We start from the raw sequence: 16,707 nt of genomic DNA on the forward strand, positions 1-16,707 counted from the left end.
CTAGCGGCACGGCCCCGGTGTTCAGCAAAGCTCCGCGGCGGCCACCCACGGCATCGTCTCGAACTGCCTGAGAACGGTGTGCAGCGATCCGGAGAGCCTGTCGGCAAACGCGATCGTCATGTCTTCGACGTCACGTTTACGGTTGCTCGTAATCCGTACGTCCTCGATGGCATCCGCGACCGGCATCAATACCTGCCACACTGCGGCGACCCGCATGCAGCCGCGCCTCGCACGAACCGTAATCTGATGGCCTGTGGCCTTTAGTTGTCCGGGGGTTTCCGGTGTCATTCTTCAGCCCTCTCGATGTATCTGATTTGTTATTGGCACGGACGATGCATCTACATTCGCCCGCGCGGTTGATGCCACCACTCATGATGATCCAGATGTCGTAGCAGTCGTGCCCGTCTGCGCTCACGGCGATAGTGATCAATCACCATCAGCATTGCGATGCTGAGGGCCGAGCCCCCAATGATCAGGCCCATCCAGGTCTCACTCATGACACGTTCCTCTCATGGAAGCACAGGGGTGTTGCGTGAATGGTTCACGCCGCTTCGTCCGATGTTCCGGCGCATACCGGCGCGGTGTGTCGCGTTACTGCATGTGCTGGCCACCGTTGATCGCGATGTTGGAGCCGGTCACGAAGCCGGCATCATCCGAGCAGAGATAGAGCACGAGCGCCGCGACTTCCTCGGGCTTGCCGAGACGGCCCATCGGGATATGCGGCAGGACCTTCGTATCGAGAATCTCCTGCGGAATCGCGGTGACCATCCTGGTGGCCAGGTAGCCCGGCGAAATCGTGTTGACGGTGACCCCTTTGCGCGCCACTTCCAGTGCCAGCGACTTGGTGAAGCCGTGCATGCCGGCCTTGGCCGCGGCGTAGTTGGTCTGGCCGACCGAGCCTTTTGAACCGTTGACGGACGAAATATTGACGATGCGCCCCCAGCCTCGTGCGACCATCTCTTCGCACAGCGGCTTGGTCATGTTGAAGACCGAATCGAGGTTCGTGCGAATGACCGCATCCCAGTTCACCTTGTCCATCTTCCTGAGGGTCATGTCCTGGGTGATCCCCGCGTTGTTGATCAGGATGTCGACCGGGCCGACCTCCGCCCGAACCTTGTCCGCGCAACGCTGGCATGAGTCGTAGTCGGCCACATCGACCGGGTAAGCGCGGAAGCTCCGGCCCTGAGTTTCCATGTCAGCCAGCCATTTGTCCGCACCGGTGTTGTTCGGCGAGTGCGTGACTACCACCGCATACCCTGCGTCGTGCAGTTTCGTACTGATCGCTTCTCCCAGGCCGCCCATGCCGCCCGTTACTACTACGATTCGTTCCGTCATCCTTTCCATCCGTGATCGTAATGTCTGCGAGGATCGTGAATACCCAATGGCCGTCTCGCATACCCGCCATCGCTTTGCCACAATGCGCTGCCGCCTCCAGCGTCAAGGGAGGAACGGCTGCGGCATTGATTGAACTGCGCGGGTTTTTATAGGCTTGTGGTATTGCGCGAATGGAGCCGGGTGCGTCAGCTCGCGGCGATATGCCGCGCCGGCGCACTGCTCAAAGATTCCAGATGCCCCGAATGGTGTTTCTCGCCTGCCGGTTCAGGGCGGCGAGTTTCTGCGCCCTTCAAACACTTCGCTGGCGAGCGAAAGAAAAATCGACGCATTCGTTCGGCAGAATTTCAGCAAAACTTCGGACGAAAGGTCTCTCATTGCTTCTCCCTCGATTGATTTCGAACCCGCTTGGCCCGGAGACGACATGCGCAATGAACGTGCTGAATGTCGGTCGCAGAGGATTCCGGAGCAAAAGTGTTATAAGTAAGACTAAATAAACACCACAAAACCAGTTCGGCCCGGATCGCACTTCTGATCGTCGGTATTCAACAGTCGAATGACGACACGTGTCCATAATCGGGTCGCGGCCGATCGATTGGCCATAACCCTCGTCAATCCTGCCGTGCCACTGACCAGATGCTTCGCCCTCTACTTCAACTGTCATGAAATGACATAACAATCGATTTTAGAAGGTTAATTCTAACTTCGAAATGTTAAATTTTTGAGAAGAAAGGCTAGGTGAATACCCTATCCAGAAAGGTCGGCTGTCAGGGGCGTAGTCGAGCTAAGTCGACGTTTGAACGTCCGAACGAAGGACGCGAATGGCCAGCGATGATGAGTGCGCTCTCCGATTGCTTCGCAGAGCACCCCAACAATGTCACGAAAATGACCGAAATGACAGGACACTGCAGTGAGCACCACCCGGATGCATCATTGCATGTTATGCAAGAAAATGACAATTCAGCCGACCCTGTCAGACACTTCTGCCTGGGCCCGGCCGGCTCGCTCTGCACGAGGGGGCGGCTGCCCAGGGAGCGTCGCTCGTCCGCGGCGCGTGCTGTAGAGAATGACGAACGCTGCGGCGCGGCACGCATAGCGAATGCGTGTCGGCAGCGGTGAACGGGACCGGGTTTCGAAGGGCAACGCAGGCGCACATAAAACACCGTTCGCACGCGAGCGTAAGATGGAAGCGATTGATCGATGAGTTTCAAGGAGGCGCCATGAAGGCGGTGTGCCCGCTGCACGGGCCAACGACCGTCGTCGGCACGAACGCGTATGGGTTTCCGATCTATGCCTGTTGCCGCGACGACGTTCCTTATGTCACGCCGCCGGACGCCTGTACGCGTGAATCGGCGCAACGCGGACAAGAATCGAAGCCGCCACCGCGGCAGCCTCAGGCAAACAAGGAACCACGCTGACGTTCGCGGGCAACGTCATACCCGCAGCGAAACCTTATCGGCTCCAGTTGCAGTCGATCAACGCATCAACGAGGCGCCAGTCCTGCCAGTCGCAAAAGTCGAGCATCAGCGTGCCGCGTGGTTCCGGACGAGCCGCGAGTCGCTCAGCAAGTTGCTCGTGAATGCCGCGATGCCGTGTATCGCCACACGCCACGACGACCGGCGGCGCCGCCATCCCCGTGCCGCTGCAAAAGTTGATGACCCACCGCTCGTCGCACAGAGCGGGGGCGAGGTTCAACAGTGAATCGATGGCGCGCCATTTGTAAGCGATCGATGTCGGCACCGGCACGCGAAACTCGTCCTGAATGGTGAATGGCGCCGGCACGACGTCGATATCGAACGTCGCGTTCTCGGGCCAGACTGTCAGGTCGATGCCGAGCGGCTCTTCACTCGCGAAGCGCCGCAGTAGCACGATGCTCCCGCGTACCGCCTCCAGCCGCGGCCGCCCGGAAGCAAGGTGCCAGCGCACATCCGCATGTCTTTCCACATACGATTCGAAGGTCGCGGCAAACGCGCGGGCGCAGTCGCGCGCGGGCCATTCGTCCTTGACGGACATGACGATACATTCGCCGCGGTGAAGCGCGAGAAACTGAGCGCATGTCCGCACCACATCGTCGAAAGTCAGACCCAGCGAGATGCCGCCGTGATGAATCGCGAAGCGATCACGCACATGGCGGCAGCGGATGTCGAGGACCCGTACGCCATGGTGCAACTGATCGTCGAGCGTGGCATGCTGCGTGCGCGCGAGCCGGTCATCGACCGTGTAGGCGCAGGTGTCATGGCTGCCCGGCAAGGTCAGTGCGGACAGCAAGCGGCTGCCATCGATGGCCGACATCCAGTCAGCCGGCGAAACGGTGTGATCAGTCAGGGCAGGGCGCAAGAAAACCTCTGGATAAGCAAAGCGTCTGCTGCAGCGGCGGCGTGAAGTCGGAGCCCCCTACTTCAACCCGCCCGAAAAGCCCTGCAGCAGATAGCGCTGCACATAGCCCGCGAGCAGAAGCGTCGGCACCGACGAAATCAGCCCCGCGCTCATCAGTTCGCCCCAGTCGATGCCGTTCTCGGTCACATAACCCGCCATGGCGAGCGGCAGCGTGAAATGACTCGGCGACGAGACGAACAACAGCGCCAGCAGAAACTCGTTCCACGCGATGATGAACACGAAGATGGCGGTGGCAACGAGACCTGGCGCGCACAGCGGCACGACGATGAAGACGATGCGCTGCGCGAGGTTCGCGCCGTCGAGCGCCGCGGCCTCCTCGAATTCGATCGGCACGTCGCGCACGAACGGCAGCAACATCCAGATCGCCATCGGCAGCGCGTACAGCTGATAGGCGAGTATCAGCCCAAACAGCGAATCGAGCAGATGGAGCCACTTGGCCAGCGAAAACAGCGGTACGGCCACCGTAATCGGCGGCATCAGCTTCAGTGCCAGCACGAGCAGCAGGAACAGCAGATCGAGGCGCGCGGGAAACGCAAGCCGCGCGAGGGCATAAGCGGCCGGAAAAGCCAGCGCGAGCGCGAGCAACGTGGCGCCTGGCGCGACCCACACGGAGTTCAGCACCGCCTGGGCCATGCCGCTTTCCCACACCGCCGCGAAATGCTCGAACGTGGGCGCCGAAGGCCACAACGCGAGCGGATGGGCGAGGCGTTCCAGCGTCGGCGTGAAGGCCGCGCCAGCCATCCATATGCACGGCAGCAGCAACACCGCGAGCGCAGCGATCCGCAACAGCCCTCGCACCGCGGCAGCGGACGAGCGTCGCGCGAAACCCTGCAAGCGTGCGAGAGGCATCAACGGTCGCGCTTGACGGCCGATTTCCATATGTATCCCGAGACCAGCACCGCGCACGTGAGCAGCATCAGTACCGAAGCCGCGCTGGCGGGTCCTACGTTGAAGAACCGGAAACCCGTGTCGTAGATGTACGTCGACAGCGTTTGCGTGGCATTGCCCGGACCGCCGCCCGTCAATGCGTACACCTTGTCGAACAGCTTGAAGGTGTCGATCGAGCGCAGCAGCATCGCGAGGGCGACGTGGGGTGCAACGAGCGGCAGCGTGATGTATCGCAGGCACTGCCATTCGTTCGCGCCGTCGATGCGGGCCGCCTCGGCGATTTCCGGCGGAATCGACTGCAGCCCCGCGAGAATGATCAGGAATGCCATCGGCGTCCATTGCCAGACATCGACCAACATCAGCGACCAGAGCGCGAGGTGCGGATCGGATAACCAGGGCACCGCCGGCAGACCTGCCGCCGTGAGCAGCGCATTCAGGAAGCCGCGGTAATTGAGCCAATTGCGCCAAATGGCGGAGCACACGAGCGTGGAGAGCATCATCGGCAGCACGGCGAGCGGCAACGCGATGCGCCGGCCCGGAAACGCGCGCACGAACAGCAGCGCGAGCGCGAGGCCGAACAGGACTTCAGCGAGCGAGGCCACGCTCATGAACTGGATCGTATTGACGAAACTCGTGCCGAACTCGCCGTCCGCAATGACCGATCGATAGTTGGCGAGCCCGATGAACGAGCGATGCCCCGACGCGTAATTCACCGAGAAAAACGAATCGATCAGCACGCGCGCCATCGGGTAGAGCGCCAGCACGCCGAGCACGAGCGCGGCTGGGCTCATCAGGACGATCAGCGGCAGATAACGTCGCAATCCGCTCATCGACTCTTTCCCACGCTTGTCTGCGCTGTCACCGCCGCTTTCACTGCAATGCGGCGTTGGCCTGGGCGATCTTCTGCGCCGCCTGATGCAAGGCTGCGTCGGGCGCGGCCTGCCCCGTCAGCGCGAGTTGCAACGCGTCGCCGAGAATCGCCTCGATCTGCTGCCAGTCTTTCACGCGAGGCCGCGCACGGCCCGCTTCGAGCGCCTTCAGCTGGTCCGGGTACCAGCGATACTGTTTGACGAGCGTCGGATTGACGAAGACGCTCTTGCGCGTCGGCGGAATGCCGAGCACGGCCAGTTGTGTTTGCGTGGCCGACGAAGTCAGATAGGCGAGGAAATCCGCCGCCACTTTCGCATGTGCCGCATCTTTCGCAATACCCATTTGCCAGATGCCGAGCATCGGCGCCGGCCCCTTGACCTGACCGGGCGGCGGTTGCAGCGCGACCTGGCCGACGACGCGCGACTTCGCCGGATCGTCGAGCGCGGGCAGCCAGGCGGGCCACACTTCGATGGCCTGCGCGGCCGTGCCGCCCTGCAGGGCGTCTCGCACTTCACCGGCGCCATATACGTCGACGTCCTTCGGCGCCCACTTCTTCAGGGCGAGCAGCATCTTCAGCGCGGCCAGCGCTTCGGGCGAATCGATCGTGACCTTGCCGTTGGTGTCGACGACATCTCCGCCATAGGCCCAAAGGATCGGCAGAAAACCGGTGACGATGGGGTTACCCTTCACGCCGCGAAACACGACACCCGAGACGTCCTTGTCGGCAGTGCCGATGGTCTGCGCGATCTTCAGCACGTCGTCCCAACTGCGCGGCGGCTGCAGGCCGCGACTCGCGAGCAGATCCTTGCGATAAGCGAACATCTCGACATTGCCGACGATCGGCATCGCGTACAAGGTTCCCGTCGACGTGCGTCCGAGGGAGATCGTGGACGTCACCATGTCGGCATCCGCGAGCGTGGCGGGCAGCGGCTGAAGCCATCCGTTGGCGATGAATTCGGGGGACCAGGTGTCGTCCATCATCACCAGGTCATAGGCGCGCGTGTTTTCGCGTAATGACAGCTTCAGTTTCTGATACAGGTCGTTGTTCGGCAGCTTCAGCAACTCGATATCGACGCCCGGGTGCTGTTTCTTGTAGCCGTCCACCGCCTGCGCGAGTCCGCGGCCGTAGATGTCGTCCCGGCCTGCGATCACGAGATCCGCGGCATGGGCACCAAGGGCGGCGATGGACAGGCAAGCCGCGACGGAAGTCGCGCGCAGGCAGGCGAACAGGGTCGTCCGCTGGATCATTGAAGCCATGGCTCTTGAATTCCTCCAGGGGAAAGGCGTATGCGTACGATGAGTCCAGAGCAACCCACCCCGTTTTCTTTGATCGCGCGCAGCGTTGCGAAAAATAGATGCCAGATGCGGCAGCGGGAATTGCAGCAACCTAGCATGACGTACATGTGTCAGCAAGCAGGGTTGCCGCGCAGTGTTCGGACCCGCACGCAGGCACGCTTGCCGCGTGGTCCGTTTCCGCGCCGCGACCGCCCTCGGCTGATCATGGCGCGGATTGGTCCATTGAACCGCCGCACCAACCCCGCAAAGCGATGCGGCCACAATGCTTCGGATCACGAATGAGCGAGAGGACGAAGGCCGCTAATCTCGCGGTCCATAGCCATTCGCTCTCACTATGGACAAACGACAAACCGCGTCCGGCGGCGCGGGCGGCAAAATTTTTTCCGCTCTGCACCATGAAATCCGTAGGGACCCGGTCATCGTTTGTACCGATTGAGCGCTGCGAGTCCCGTGAATATTGTTGTGTGCGCATTCTTCAAATGCTGCGATGTGGCGGGCAAATGTTGCTCAACGATCCTTTCGAATCGGAGATGCATGATGTCCAGTAACAGTGTGTGGCGAAACTTTCATTGCGTCGTCGCGACGGGGATGGTAGCGGCGGGCCTGGGTCTGCCGGCAGGCGCCCATGCGGCGGCAGAGCCGATCAAGATCGGCGTGATCAGCGAAGAATCCTCGGTGGCGGGCGCTTCGATCAGCAAGGCGGCGCAACTCGCCGCGGACCAGATCAACGCCAGCGGTGGCGTCGATGGCCGGCCCATCCAGATCGTCGCGTACGACGACCATTCATCGGCTTCGGACGGCGTGCGCGCCTTCCAGCGCGCGGCGACCCAGGACAAGGTAGTCGCTGTGATCGGAAGCTACATCAGCGAAGTGGCGCTCGCGATGGAGCCGTGGTCGGGACGCCTGAAGATGCCCTTCATTACGCCCGGCGCGGCTAGCAACGACATTTCGAAGCACGTTCACGACGACTACGACCACTACAAGTACACGTTCCACGGCTGGATGACGTCGGCGTTCATCGCACAGTCCATCTGCGACTTCTCACACGACGTTCTGGTCGGCCAGTTCAAGATGAAAACGACGGTCGTCATGAGCGAGGACGCGGCGTGGACCAAGCCGCTCGACGAACGCTACCTCGAATGCCTGCCCAAAGCGGGGCTTCAGGTGCTCGATCACATCCGCTTCAATCCTGACACTTCCGACTTCACGCCGATCTTCAACCAGATCGAGGCGAAGCACCCCGATACGATCACCACCGGCATCAGCCACGTTGGCGTGCAGCCGACCGTGCAATGGCACGACCAGCAGGTGCCGATCCCGATGTCGGGCCAAAGCTCGCAGGCCACGACCACGAGCTTCTGGAAGGACACGAACGGCGCGACGGAAGGCGTGATCACGGCCTCGGCCGCGGCGCCGGGCGTGGCGATCACGCCGAAAACGATCCCTTTTACGGATGAGTATCAGAAGAAGTTCGGCGTTTCTCCGGCGTATTGCGGCTTCACGAGCTACGACCTCGTCTACATCCTCGCGGACGCGATCAAGCGCAACAAGGGCTCGACCGATCCGGACCGGATGGTCGACGCACTCGAGAAAACCGACTACGTGGGCACGATCGGACGCTGGCAGTTCTACGGCAAGAGCGATCAGTTCACGCACGCGCTGAAGTACGGGCCCGGCTATATCACGGGCATCGACCTGCAATGGCAAAACGGCAAGCAGGTTGCGATCTGGCCCAAGTCGATTGCCAACGGCGTGGTCAAATTCCCGACCTTCATGAAGGTGCAGCAGGCAAGCGCGAACTAGCAGCGCGACGATCGCGACTGTCCGGACCCGCGCGTAGCGAAGGCCCGGACAGCGCACGCATCGACACCTTAACCAACATGAAAGGCCGGGCATGTTGCTACTGCAGATTCTCGTCGACGGCTTTGCGATCAGTTCCCTCTACGCGCTGGGCGCGATCGGTTTCACGTTGATCTTCGGCGTCTCCGGCATCTTGAATCTCGCGCACGGCGGCGTGATGCTGGTCGCGGCGCTGATGGGCTGGATGCTCGCGGGCGAGGCGGGACTTGGCACCTATCTCGGCACGCTGCTCGGCGTGTTGGCGGGTCTCGTGACGGCCTTCGTCACCTACCTGATGGTGGTGCGGCCCATTCAACGCTCGGCCGCGATTCCCGGCGAAGAGAAGGAAATCTTCGTGCTCACCGGCACGCTGCTGTGGGGCATCATGATCCAGCAGGGCATGGCGTGGCTCTTCACCGACAACCCGGTGACGATGCGCCCGCTGATCAGCGGTGTGGCGATGGTCGGCAGCGTGCGCGTGCCGTTCAACGAAATCATGATCGCGGCGGTCTGCTGGGCCGTGATCGCCCTGTTGTGGCTGTTCGTGAACCGCACGCGCGCGGGCAAGGCGCTGCTCGCGGCTTCGATGAACCCTCGTGGTCTCACGCTGCTCGGTTTCGAACTCTCCCGAATCTATCTTCTCGCGTGGAGCATCTATGGGGTGCTGGCCGGTATCGCGGGCGTGCTGCTCGCTTCGTTCCTCGGCGTGAGCACCAACAATGCGGGGCAGCTCACGGCCAGCGCATTCTCCATTGTGGTGCTGGGCGGGCTCGGCAGCGTGTCCGGTTCGCTGATGGCCGCGTATGTCGTCGGTTATCTGGAAACCGTTACGGCCTATCTGATCGCGCCGACCCTGCGGCCGCTGCCCGCGTTGCTGCTGCTGGTGCTCGTGGTGTATGTAAGACCCCAGGGCTTCCTGGGACGCCGCTAACAGTGCGAATGGAGCGTACCCCCATGTCCGTTCTTCTCCGTTCGCGTGGCGCATGGATCGCCGTTGCGCTCGTCGCGATGGCGGCGACGTTGCCATGGTGGCTTTCGGGCTACATCCTCGGCGTGCTCACGGTTGCGTATTACTTCGGCGTGTTCGCCATGTCGTGGGACCTGTTGTTCGGCTTTGCCGGCGAGGTCAACTTCGGGCCGACGTTCCTGATCGGACTCGGCGCCTATTCGGCCGCGATCCTCGACGCCAGATGGGGTCTGCCCATACCCGTTTGCGTGCTCGCTGGCGGCGGCGTCGCGCTGGTGGGCGGCCTGCTGCTGGCGGTGCCCGCGCTGCGGTTGCGCGGTCCTTACTTCGGGCTGGTTACGCTCGTGGCCGTGCTGCTGCTGCAGAACGCCATCGTGATCTTTGCGGGCATAACTGGCGGCGAGATCGGCATGATGGTGCCGGACGTGATGTCGGTCGATGCGAACCATAACTACTGGATCGCGCTCGCGTTCCTGATCGTTTGCGCCGTCCTGCTGTTCGGCCTGTCGCGTTCGGCAGTCGGTCTGATCCTGCAGGCAAGCGGCCAGGACGCGACCGGCGCGCAGGCGCTGGGTTTCAACGTCACGCGACACAAGCTCGTGGCCTTTTGCATCAGCGCCGTTTTCTCCGGCGTGGCCGGCGCGATGCTGGTGTTCTACCAGGGCACGGCCTCCGTGAGCACGGTGGTGGATCTCAGCGTGGGAGTACAGATCATCATCGCGGCCGTGCTCGGCGGACGCCGCACGATACTCGGCGCGGTGCTCGGCTCGATCTTCCTGATCGTCGCCGGCGAATTTCTGCGCCCGCTCGGCCAGCTCAACACATTCGTCGTCGCGGCGGTCGCACTGGCGGCGCTGCTGTTCTTTCCAGACGGTCTGCTCGGCAATCTGCTGCGTGCGAGGGAGCGCCAATGAACGACACGCCGCTGCTCTGCGTACGCGGACTGACCAAGCGCTTCGGCGGTCTCGTCGCCGTGAAGGATATCGGCTTCGACATCCGGCCCGGCGAGATTCTTGGCCTGATCGGACCAAACGGCTCGGGCAAGTCCACCGTCATGAAGCTGATCATGGGCATCGAGCGGCCCAACGCGGGGTCGGTCAAGGTGAATGGCGTGGAGATGGCCGGCTGGGCGCCGCACCGGATCGCGCGCGCGGGCGTGGGCATCGTGTTTCAGCATTCGCGGCCGCTCCATCGGCAGACGGTGCTGGAACACATCAAGCTCGCGCTGCTTCCTGATTCGCTCGTCAAGCTGGCCGCCGAACCGCACGTGCACCGGCGCGCGCAGGAAATTGCCTCGCGTGTGGGCCTTGCCGCCGTCATGCATCGGCATCCCGCGACACTGCCATTTGCGGATCTGCGCCGCATGGAGATGGCCAAAGCGATTGCGCGCGACCCGCAGGTCGTGCTGGTGGACGAGCCGTTCGCGGGACTGACGGTGGCGGAATCGGAGGCGTTTTCCGAGCTGATTCGCGGCTTTCGCGCCGAAGGCCGCGCGGTGCTGCTGGTCGATCACAACGTCAAAAGTCTGTCCGCGCTCGCCGACCGCGTGCTCGCGATGTACCTTGGCGAGCATGTCGCCGAGGGCACCGCCGAACAAGTGATGCAGAACGAGACGGTGCGCCGGGTCTATCTGGGCAGCAAGCTGGAGTTGCGCCAGCGCACCGGAGCCGCGGGCATTGCCAGACCCACGATCCTCGAGGTGACCGGTGTGCGTGTGCTTTACGACAAGGCGTGCGCACTCGACGACGTCAGTCTGCAGGTGCGCGAGGGCGAGTTCGTATCGGTTGTCGGTCTGAACGGCGCGGGCAAGACGACGCTTTTCAACGCGCTCTCGGGCCTCGTGCCGTACAAAGGGACGATTCGCTTCGACGGGCGCGATCTGCGCGGCAGCAGCGGAGCCGCGATCGCGCGCGCCGGCCTCGTGCAATGCCCGGAAACGCGCGAGCTATTCGGCGATATGACGGTACGCGAGAATCTCGAACTCGGCGGATATCATCTCGCCGATACGGTGCGCGTCAAACAGCTGTCGTGGCTGTTCGATCTCTTTCCGATCCTCAAATCGCGCCAGGGCCAAACCGCGCGCACGCTTTCCGGCGGCGAGCAGCAAATGCTCGCGATCGCGCGCGCGCTGATGACCCAGCCGAAGCTGCTGATTCTCGACGAACCGACACTGGGGCTCGCGCCCGTGATTCTCGAGCAATTGTCGAAAGCGCTGGATTCGCTGCAAAAGTCCACGCCCATTACCGTACTGCTGGGCGAGCAGAACGTCAGGTTTGCGCTGCCGCAGGCGGACCGTGTCTACGTGCTCGAACATGCACGCATCATCTGGGAGGGCAGCGCTTCGCGCTTCGAGGCTGAGATGGGGCGCGGCTTTCTCGAGGCGGTGCCTACCGGCGAGCCCGACGCCACGACCTCCGGCGACGCGCGCAGCTAAGGCCGGCAGCGGCAGGCGAGCCCATAGCGCGGCATCAGGACAGGGACGCAAAGCGAAATCGACCCGCCGTCTTCGTCAGCAGACCGGTCTGCTCGGTCAGCGAAATGATCTCGCCCATCCTCTTCGCACCGTCGTGAATGTCGGTCATCGCGGCGATGACCTGACGCACCACGTCCGCACCCGCACCGGCCGTCGCCTTCGTCGCGTCGGCCAGTTCGCGCGCTTCACGCGCGTGCGCGGCGTTCTCCGTGACGGCATTGGTGAGTTGCTCCATGCTCGCCGCCGTTTCCTCGATGGACGCCGCCTGCGTCTCGGTGCGCGCCGACAGGTCCGCGTTGCCGGCCGAGATCTGCTGGGTCGCGGATGCGATCGACTCGCTGCCGCGCGCGATCTGTTCGATCATCGTGCCGATGTCCTTCTGCATCTGCCCGACGCTTCTGACGAGGCGACCCATTTCGTCATCGCTGTCGAAGCGCAATTGCTGCGACATGTCACCCTGAGCGAGTCGCTCGACATGGCGCACCGTCATATCGATCGGGCGCGCGATTGCGCGAAGCAGCGTGAAACCGCAGGTGACGCAGGTCAGAAGACCGACGGCGATCGCGATTCCGGTAATCGTCACGAGGGTGTCATACCGGTCCTGTGCCGTCTTGTAACGCACATTGCCCTGCTCGTTGCGAAACTTGTCCAGATCCGCGGTTTTCTGCGTGAGAGCCGCCGACAGCGGTGGCATCACGACCATCGCATCGTGGTCGGCGGCTTCATGGTCGCCACGGCTCATCGCGTCCATCATCGGCTCGAGTGCGCCATGCAGCATCGCTTCCCGGGCGTCGGCCACGGCCTTCGACAAGGCCGCCTCGGCCTCGGAAACGGGAGAGATATCTCTGCATTAACGGCACCCACCCGGAAAAGTTCAGTTCTATTGATGATTCGGCGAGCCGTCGAGAACCGCGGCGGCTTCGGTCGTCGGTGCGGGCGGGATCGCCGGTTGCGCGGCAGGACCAGGTGTGCGGAAGTGAGGCGTATTGTCGCGATCCAGCACCGCGCGCGCCAGGTTCCTGTCGAGTTGCCCCTCCCAGCGAGCGACGACGACGGTGGCAACGCCATTACCGATCAGGTTCGTGACTGCGCGCGCCTCGTTGAGAAAGCGGTCCACGCCGAGCAGCAGCACGAGGCCTTCCACGGGAATCTTGTGCATCGAGGCGAGCGTCGCGGCCAGTGCGACGAATCCCGCCCCGGCCACACCCGCAGAGCCCTTCGACGTGAGCAGCAGGACGCCGAGCACGAGCAACTGGTCCCAGATGCTCAGGTGGACGTTCATCGCCTGGGCGATGAACAAGGCCGCCATCGTCAGATAAATCGCCGTTCCATCGGCATTGAACGTGTAGCCGGTGGGCAAGACCATGCCGACCACTGGGCGAGCGCAGCCCATCGCCTCCATCTTGATCAGCATTTGCGGCAACACCGCTTCCGTCGACGCCGTGCCGAGCGTAATCAGAATCTCGTCCCTGATGTAGCGGAGAAACTTCCACAGCGATAGCCCGCACATTTTCATGACGAGGCCGAGCACGACGAACACGAAGAAGAACGAAGTCAGATACAGACAAAGCATCAACTCGCCGAACGATGCCAAGGTGCCGATGCCGTATTTGCCGATGGTGAAGGCCATGCCCCCGAACGCGCCGATCGGAGCAACGTACATGACGATTCGCACGACGCCGAACATTCCTTGAAGGAACATGTCGAGCATGTCGACGAATGGCGCGGCACGAGGTCCGAGCTTTGCCAGCGAGATGGCGAGCAGGACTGAAAAGAAAATGATGGGAAGCATCTCGCCTTTGGCGAATGCCCCGACGATGCTATTCGGAACGACGCTCATGAAGAAGTCGAGCATGCCGTGTTGCTGCGCCGCGTGCGTGTAGGTCGAAATCGCAGCGGCATCGATCTGCGAGGGATCGATGTTCATTCCGCTGCCGGGTTTGATGACATTGACGACCACCATTCCCGCTATGAGCGCAATGGTCGAGGCCAGTTCGAAATACAGGAGGGCTTTCACGCCAACCCGGCCCGCTTGATGAAGGTCGTTCATGCGCGCAATCCCGACCACGACCGATGCAAAGATGATCGGTGCAAGCAGCATCCGGATCAGCTTGATGAACAGGTCGCCCAGCGGTTTCATCTGCGAGGCGAGCTCGGGGTAGAAGTGGCCGAGCAGGACACCGGCCACGATGCCGATGAGGACCTGAACGTACAGCTTGGAAAGTGCTCTTCTTACTTTCGATACTGGCATGTCTGTCTCCTGTGCGTGGCGTCTTCAAAGGGAAAATGCGGCCCTCCCACGCAGCAGCGTGGAAAGGCCGCATTGAGCCGGCTTCGTTCCGTCTTTATATGAGCCATTCAACCGGGAATACTGGTCGGTGCCGTTGCGCGCGCGCGTTATTCAGCCAACTTGCGCATCTCGGCGATGAGGTCGGATTTGCCTTCGAAGCCGATGCCGGGCAGCTCCGGCATCGTGATATATCCGTTCTCGACGCGAACGCCGTCGGGGAAGCCGCCGTATGGCTGGAACAGGTCCGGGTACGATTCGTTGCCGCCAAGTCCGAGGCCCGCCGCGATGTTCAGCGACATCTGGTGCCCGCCGTGGGGAATACAACGGCTGCGCGACCAGCCATGCTGGTGCAGCATGTCGAGCGTTCGCAGATATTCAACGAGGCCGTAGCTCAACGCGCAATCGAATTGCAGCCAGTCGCGATCGGGGCGCATGCCGCCGTAGCGGATCAGGTTGCGAGCATCCTGCATCGAGAACAGGTTTTCGCCAGTTGCCATCGGCTTGTCATAGTAGTTGCGCAGCGTCGCCTGCAACTCGAAGTCGAGCGGGTCGCCCGCCTCTTCGTACCAGAACAGGTCGTACTGCGACAGGGCCTTCGCATACCTGATCGCCGTATCGAGGTCGAAGCGGCCATTGGCATCGACCGCGAGCTTCTGGCCGTCCTGCAGCACGCTGAGGATCGAGTCGATGCGTCGCAGGTCTTCGTCGAGCGAGGCACCGCCGATTTTCTTCTTCACGACCGTGTAGCCTCGGTCGATGTAGCTGCGCATCTCATCCTTGAGCTTTTCGTGGTCCTGGCCCGGATAGTAGTAGCCGCCCGCCGCGTAGACGAAGATCTTGCGGTTGGCCTCGCCATTGCCGTACCGTTGCGCGAGGAGCTGAAACAGCGGTTTGCCCGCGATCTTCGCCACCGCGTCCCAGACGGCCATGTCGATCGTGCCGATGGCGACGGACCGCTCACCGTGGCCACCGGGCTTCTCGTTGATGAACATCGTCGCCCAGATCTTGTGGGGATCGAGATTGTCGCCGGAGTCGTCGACCAGCGAGGCAGGGGCGGCCTCGAGCAGGCGCGGGATGAAGCGCTCGCGCATCAGCTTGCCCTGACCGTAACGGCCGTTCGAGTTGAAGCCGTAGCCGATCACCGGCTTGCCGTCGCGAATGACGTCCGTGACGACCGCGACGAGACTCAAGGTCATTTTGCTGAAGTCGATGTAGGCGTTCCGGATCGGGGAACTGATCGGAACGGTTTTTTCGCGGATTTCAACGATTCTCACGCCACTGTCTCCAGAGAGTTGAACAGTTATTGAGCCACACCGGCTTCAATGTGGTGCTTAGCTTAGCCGCGAAAGAGCTTGCTAGAATTCACTTACGTTCACTACATATTTCACCAAAAGTGAGTACTGCTCCCGCATCCGACTTTGAGTTCTTCATTCTCCTGGCGAAACTCAGGAGCATGTCCGGCGCCGCCCGGGCGCTCGATCTGAGTCCGCCAGCGGCGACCAAGCGGCTGGGGATCATCGAGCAGCGGCTCGGCGCGCGTCTGGTCAACCGGACCACGCGCAGCGTCAGCCTGACACCCGAGGGCGAGACCTATCTGCGCTACGCGTCCCAGATCGTCGGGCAGGTCCGCGAGATGGAGGAGGCCATATCCGGCGCCAGACGCGATCCGCATGGGCCGTTGCGCATCAACGCGACGCTCGGTTTTGGCAGGACCACCATCGCGCCGCTCGTCTCCGACTTCGCAAAGCGTTTTCCGAATGTCGAAGTTCAGTTCGAGGTGACAGACCGGCCGGTCGATCTCGTCGAAGGGGCCTTCGACATGGCGATACGGTTCGGCGAGCTACCCGACAGTCGCCTGAGCGCGAGGCGCATCATGAGCAATCGCCGTTTTCTTTGCGCGTCCCCGAAATATCTGGAACGTTCTGGAACGCCCGAGCGGGTGGAGGACCTGCACCAGCATCGCTGCATCATTCATCGGCAGAACGATGACGCTTATGGCGTGTGGCGCTACATCGTGAACGACCACATCGAGGCGATCAAGGTGAAAGGCGCGCTATCGAGCAATGACGGCGACATTGTCCTTCGGTGGGCGCTCGACGGTCATGGGATTCTGATTCGCTCTGAATGGGATCTGGCCAAGTATGTACAGAGCGGGCGCCTTAAGCTGGTGCTGCCGAATACCGTGCTGCCGTCCGCGGACCTGTTCGTCTATTACCCCAGGCAGCGCAATCAGACCGCGCGGGCGCGCGCCTTCATCGACTTCCTCGTCGATCATTTTCACGCACCGTTCACACCGGTCGACGCCACCGTCGAAGTTCCGGAAAGGAAGAAGTGGGTCTCGCGAAAGTGACGTTC

Annotated in this window: 14 protein-coding genes; 5 read left to right on the forward strand and 9 right to left on the reverse strand. The window is 62.2% G+C overall.

From position 1 onward, the window contains the following. Positions 1-21: 21 nt before the first annotated feature. The 6 genes from OKW27_RS04600 to OKW27_RS04625 all read right to left on the reverse strand — a co-directional run bounded on the left by OKW27_RS04600 (position 22) and on the right by OKW27_RS04625 (position 6,744). Positions 22-216, reverse strand: coding sequence for a hypothetical protein (locus tag OKW27_RS04600; protein WP_244144728.1), 195 nt, complete (start codon positions 214-216; stop codon positions 22-24). Positions 217-591: 375 nt separating this feature from the next. Beyond that, a complete protein-coding gene (gene phbB / locus OKW27_RS04605) occupies positions 592-1,335 on the reverse strand; it encodes an acetoacetyl-CoA reductase (protein WP_429332685.1) in 744 nt (247 codons plus the stop codon). A 1,449-nt stretch (positions 1,336-2,784) separates the two neighbouring features. Further along, positions 2,785-3,669, reverse strand: a complete 885-nt coding sequence (locus OKW27_RS04610) for a phosphatidylinositol-specific phospholipase C (RefSeq protein WP_429332686.1) — start codon at positions 3,667-3,669, stop codon at positions 2,785-2,787. Between the two features lie 57 nt (positions 3,670-3,726). Beyond that, on the reverse strand, positions 3,727-4,578 hold the full coding sequence (locus OKW27_RS04615; RefSeq protein ID WP_429332687.1) for a carbohydrate ABC transporter permease: 852 nt from the start codon (positions 4,576-4,578) through the stop codon (positions 3,727-3,729). Continuing rightward, positions 4,578-5,447, reverse strand: coding sequence for a carbohydrate ABC transporter permease (locus tag OKW27_RS04620; protein WP_090810929.1), 870 nt, complete (start codon positions 5,445-5,447; stop codon positions 4,578-4,580). The genes OKW27_RS04615 and OKW27_RS04620 overlap by 1 nt, the downstream gene beginning before the upstream one ends. 40 nt (positions 5,448-5,487) lie before the next feature. Next, positions 5,488-6,744 carry an ABC transporter substrate-binding protein gene (locus OKW27_RS04625; protein WP_429332688.1) on the reverse strand — a complete coding sequence of 419 codons (1,257 nt, stop codon included), beginning with the start codon at positions 6,742-6,744 and terminating at the stop codon, positions 5,488-5,490. Positions 6,745-7,320: 576 nt separating this feature from the next. Here OKW27_RS04625 and OKW27_RS04630 point away from each other — a divergent pair. From OKW27_RS04630 to OKW27_RS04645, 4 genes are all read left to right on the forward strand, one after another. Then, positions 7,321-8,586 (forward strand): ABC transporter substrate-binding protein, encoded by a 1,266-nt coding sequence (locus tag OKW27_RS04630; RefSeq protein WP_187613386.1) that lies wholly within the window; start codon positions 7,321-7,323, stop codon positions 8,584-8,586. A 91-nt stretch (positions 8,587-8,677) separates the two neighbouring features. Further along, positions 8,678-9,553: a branched-chain amino acid ABC transporter permease gene (locus OKW27_RS04635; RefSeq protein WP_429332689.1), complete on the forward strand. Its 876-nt coding sequence runs from the start codon at positions 8,678-8,680 to the stop codon at positions 9,551-9,553. Positions 9,554-9,576: 23 nt separating this feature from the next. Beyond that, complete coding sequence (locus OKW27_RS04640) at positions 9,577-10,503, forward strand: branched-chain amino acid ABC transporter permease (protein ID WP_187613388.1); 927 nt, start codon at positions 9,577-9,579, stop codon at positions 10,501-10,503. After that, a complete protein-coding gene (locus tag OKW27_RS04645; protein WP_429332690.1) occupies positions 10,500-12,023 on the forward strand; it encodes an ATP-binding cassette domain-containing protein in 1,524 nt (507 codons plus the stop codon). The genes OKW27_RS04640 and OKW27_RS04645 overlap by 4 nt, the downstream gene beginning before the upstream one ends. A gap of 34 nt (positions 12,024-12,057) precedes the next feature. On the opposite strand, the gene OKW27_RS04650 is transcribed toward OKW27_RS04645, so the two are convergent. From OKW27_RS04650 to OKW27_RS04660, 3 genes are all read right to left on the reverse strand, one after another. Then, on the reverse strand, positions 12,058-12,903 hold the full coding sequence (locus OKW27_RS04650; RefSeq protein WP_429332848.1) for a Tar ligand binding domain-containing protein: 846 nt from the start codon (positions 12,901-12,903) through the stop codon (positions 12,058-12,060). 39 nt (positions 12,904-12,942) lie between these two features. After that, a complete protein-coding gene (gene dctA, locus OKW27_RS04655; protein ID WP_429332691.1) occupies positions 12,943-14,313 on the reverse strand; it encodes a C4-dicarboxylate transporter DctA in 1,371 nt (456 codons plus the stop codon). 146 nt (positions 14,314-14,459) lie between these two features. Beyond that, entirely contained in the window at positions 14,460-15,626 is a 1,167-nt protein-coding gene (locus tag OKW27_RS04660; RefSeq protein ID WP_090810943.1) for a mandelate racemase/muconate lactonizing enzyme family protein, read from the reverse strand. 179 nt (positions 15,627-15,805) lie between these two features. Here OKW27_RS04660 and OKW27_RS04665 point away from each other — a divergent pair, with 179 nt between their 5' ends. Then, complete coding sequence (locus OKW27_RS04665) at positions 15,806-16,702, forward strand: LysR substrate-binding domain-containing protein (protein WP_429332692.1); 897 nt, start codon at positions 15,806-15,808, stop codon at positions 16,700-16,702. Positions 16,703-16,707 lie beyond the last annotated feature (5 nt).

Origin of the sequence: Paraburkholderia sp. 35.1 (assembly GCF_050436525.1) — a bacterium.
GTDB classification, from domain to species: Bacteria; Pseudomonadota; Gammaproteobacteria; order Burkholderiales; family Burkholderiaceae; genus Paraburkholderia; species Paraburkholderia tuberum.